Origin of the sequence: Xenorhabdus budapestensis (assembly GCF_002632465.1) — a bacterium.
Taxonomy (GTDB): domain Bacteria; phylum Pseudomonadota; class Gammaproteobacteria; order Enterobacterales; family Enterobacteriaceae; genus Xenorhabdus; species Xenorhabdus budapestensis.
Genome location: NZ_NIBS01000043.1, coordinates 1 through 3862, shown reverse-complemented (window position 1 = coordinate 3862; position 3862 = coordinate 1). Strand labels below are relative to the sequence as shown.

The 3862-nt window shown below is 58.2% G+C and carries 2 protein-coding genes; both read left to right on the top strand.

Annotation, left to right across the window (positions count from 1 at the left end):
• The first annotated feature begins 102 nt into the window (after positions 1–102).
• Entirely contained in the window at positions 103–3417 is a 3315-nt protein-coding gene (locus Xbud_RS17990; protein ID WP_099137398.1) for a CHC2 zinc finger domain-containing protein, read from the top strand.
• The coding region (locus Xbud_RS17985) for a site-specific integrase (RefSeq protein ID WP_211283549.1) at positions 3404–3862 on the top strand (459 nt) is incomplete at its 3' end. The genes Xbud_RS17990 and Xbud_RS17985, both read left to right, overlap by 14 nt.

Below are 3862 nucleotides of genomic sequence, written 5' to 3'. Positions count from 1 at the left end.
ATGTTTTACATCTTACTGTTGTAAATACTACCAGCTGTAGTATATGATTGTCGAGTTATTTTTATCCAAACCCTATTGACAGGTTTTTACAGGAGGTCATTGATGACCCGCATTCCCGATACCGATTTAGCCCGCTTAAAGCAAACCGTCTCGTTGCTGGGACTGGCGCGTAAGCAAGGCCGTGCGATGAAAAAACGCGGTGAGGATTATGTGCTGCGCTGTCCGTTCCATCACGAGAAAACGCCCTCAATGGTGATATCGCCTGCTAAGAACCTGTATCACTGCTTTGGCTGTGGCGCAGCGGGGTCGGTACTGGACTGGGTGATACAAACGGAAGGGGTGACGCTGAAAATCGCTATCCGCCGGCTGCGGGAGCTGGCCGGGCTGCCGGATATGGACAATACGGTTGTGGCCGCTTCTTCGTTAGCCGACCCGCCGGGATCACAGGCGGCCCCCCTGCCGCGCCCGAAACTGGCCGACCTGGACGATGACGGGCAGGCGCTGTTGCATCAGGTGATTGATTTTTATCATCAGAACTTACTGGCGTCACCGGAAGCCAAAGCCTGGCTGGAAAAACGCGGGCTGCATCATCCTGAACTGGTGAGTCACTTTAAGCTGGGGTGCGCGGGCCATCACGGGATCGGCGGTTCAGCGGGGTTGTTGCCGTCGAAGAGCAGTCAGGAAGGCCAGCAACTGCGCGACAAGCTGTCGGGGCTGGGCGTGTTGCGTACGACCACCCGGCAGGACCACTTCCGGGGCTGCGTCGTTGTACCGGTGATCGGCTGGGCCGAATCGGCCAGTGTGGCCAGCCGCGGGCGGGTGCTGCAACTGTATGGCCGCCGAACCCAGCCGGATTACAAAGTGCTGAAAGACAGCCCGAAGCATCTGTATCTGCCGTCACCGCTAGCCGGGGTCTGGAATGAATCGGCGATGCAGGCGTCAAATGAAATTATCCTGTGCGAAGCGCTGATCGATGCCATGACGTTCTGGTGTGCCGGGTTCCGCAACGTGATCGCCGCGTTCGGGGTGAACGGGTTTAACCGTGAGCATCTCGACGCTTTGCAGTATCACGGCGTGAAACGGGTGCTGATTGCCTTTGACCGCGATGAGGCCGGAGACCGTGGCGCGGCTAATGTAGCCGCTGATTTACTGGAAGCCGGTATCGAGGCGTGGCGGGTGCAGTTCCCGCCGGGCATGGATGTCAATGACTATGCCGTCAAAAGTGGCAACGCCGAACATGCGCTGGGGCTGGCTCTGCAACAGGCGGTCTGGCTGGGACAGGGAACGGCACCAGGTGCGGTGTTCAGCCATGAGCGGCCCGTCTCGCCGACAGTGACGGAGCCGCCACAAAGCGCCAGTGAGCTTCAACCGGCTTCTTTAGCTGCCCGGCCTGAGTTGCCAGTAGCACCGGTGCCCTGTGAGCGCACGGCCTGCGGTGAACTGGTGATGAAAAGCGGACCCCGTATCTGGCGGATACGGGGGATGAAAAAATCGCCGGTGCCCGATGTAATGAAAGTCAATGTGCAGGTGCGGGATGAAACGTCCGGCCTGTTCCATGTGGATACGCTGGACATGTATCACGCGCGGCATCGTCAGAACTACATCAGCACGGCGGCACAAGAGCTGGAATGCGAGCCGTCTGTGATTAAACGTGAAGCGGGTCGGGTGCTGCTGATGCTGGAGCAGCAACAGGATGCTGAGCAGCAAGCGGAGGCCGAAGCCTCAGGGACAACGGCGGTGACGGTCAGCGCGGAAGATGAAGCTGCCGCGCTGGCGTTGCTGACATCGCCGAACTTAACAGAACAGATTATCAACGACATGGCCGCCTGCGGGGTGGTCGGCGAATCCACCAATCTGCTGACCGGGTATCTGGCGGCGGTCTCGCGCAAACTGGATAAACCGCTGGCCGTGCTGATACAAAGCAGCTCGGCGGCAGGGAAATCGTCCCTGATGGAGGCGGTGCTGAACCTGATGCCGGAAGAGGAGCGTATCCAGTACTCGGCAATGACCGGGCAGAGCCTCTACTATCTGGGGGAAACCAGCCTGCAACACAAAATACTGGCGATAGCCGAAGAGGAAGGCGTGCGGCAGGCGGCCTATGCCCTGAAACTGTTGCAGTCCGACGGCGAGCTGAAAATCGCCAGCACCGGCAAGAACGAACAGAGCGGCGAACTGGTGACGCGGGAATACAAGGTACAGGGACCGGTGATGCTGATGTTAACAACGACGGCCATTGATGTGGATGAAGAGCTGCTGAACCGCTGTCTGGTGCTGACGGTCAACGAATCGCGCGAGCAGACGCAGGCCATCCACGCGATGCAGCGGCACCGCCAGACGCTGGCCGGGTTGCTGGCTGACTCGGAAAAAGGCTATCTGACGCAGTTACACCAGAACGCCCAGCGCCTGTTAAGGCCGCTGAAAGTGGTCAATCCTTACGCCCATCAACTGACGTTCCTGTCAGACAAAACCCGGATGCGGCGCGACCATATGAAATACCTGACGCTGATACAGGCCATTGCCTTGCTGCACCAGTATCAACGTGAAGTGAAGAAAACCACGCATCGCGGGCAGGTGATTGAATATATCGAAGTGACGAAAGACGATATCCAGCTCGCTAACCAACTGGCACATGAAGTTCTGGGGCGCACGCTGGATGAAATGCCGCCGCAGACGCGCAAGCTGTTACTGCTGATACAAGAGATGGTGAACGCACAAGCGCAAATCCAGCACTGCCAGCCAAATGAAGTCCGCTTTACCCGGCGAGATATCCGTGCCTTTACCCACTGGAGCGACAGCCAGCTCAAAAACCACTGTCAACGGCTGACGGAAATGGAATACCTGCTGTTGCATGGCGGCAGCCGGGGGCACCTGCTGCATTATGAACTGCTGTGGGACGGGGAAGACAACGGCGCAGCCCACCTGTGCGGCCTGCTGGATGTCGGAGAACCGGACTCCGAAACCGCCGGCAGTGAACGCAAGTCTGACCCGGAATGTCGCAAGTCTTCCCCAAGTCCGGGGCAAGTCTGGCCTGAGTCTGGGGAAGAAAAACCCGCGTCAGCCCAGACAGCACAAAGGAAAACAGGGGCACAAGTCCGGGCGGATGAAAACGCGGCTATTAGGGAAAATAATCACGGAGACGCATTGCCTGTGCCCGACAGGGATAAAACGCCGGCAGCCGTCCCGACAGGTCAGGAGAGCAAGTCTGACTTAAATGAACGCAAGTCTGCCTCAAGTCTGGGTCAAGTTAGGGTTAAGTCTGGGGTGAAAAAATCCCCATCAGGGCAGGTAGAACACGGGTTCAGCGTGCCGCAAGTCGGGGTAACGGAAGACCCAGTGATAAAAGGAAAAAAGAAAACGCGCCCCTTGTCTGCGCCCGCCCCTCAATCTCAACCGGAGGTCAATCATGGCAAACCGTAAACCGCGCAAAGGAAGTCTCCTGACCGTCGATGACGTCTACCGTCAGCCGGTGGGTCCGGCGCATGACCCAAAAAGCCTGTATGCGCTGCTGCTGCGCTTCGTGGCATGGCGGCAGGAGAGGAACTGGTCGGAAACCACGCTGAAAGTACAGACCCATCACACCTATCGTTTTATCCTGTGGGCCACGGAACGGGGCCTGTACTCTGCCGCGGATATCACGCGGCCGATACTGGAGCGTTACCAGCGCTACCTGTACCAGTACCGCAAGACCAACGGAGAGCCGCTAAGCATCCGCACCCAGCGCACCCAGTTGCAGCCGTTACAGGTGTGGTTCAAATGGCTGACCAAACAGAACCTGATACTGGCGAACCCGGCAGCGGACATTGAGTTGCCGCGGGAAGAAAAACGCCTGCCGCGGTATATCCTGAGCATTGATGAAATCGAG

Excerpts from the sequence above, each read along its gene's own strand:
- Xbud_RS17990 (WP_099137398.1), top strand. The coding sequence starts at position 103 with ATGACCCGCATTCCCGATACCGATTTAGCCCGCTTAAAGCAAACCGTC.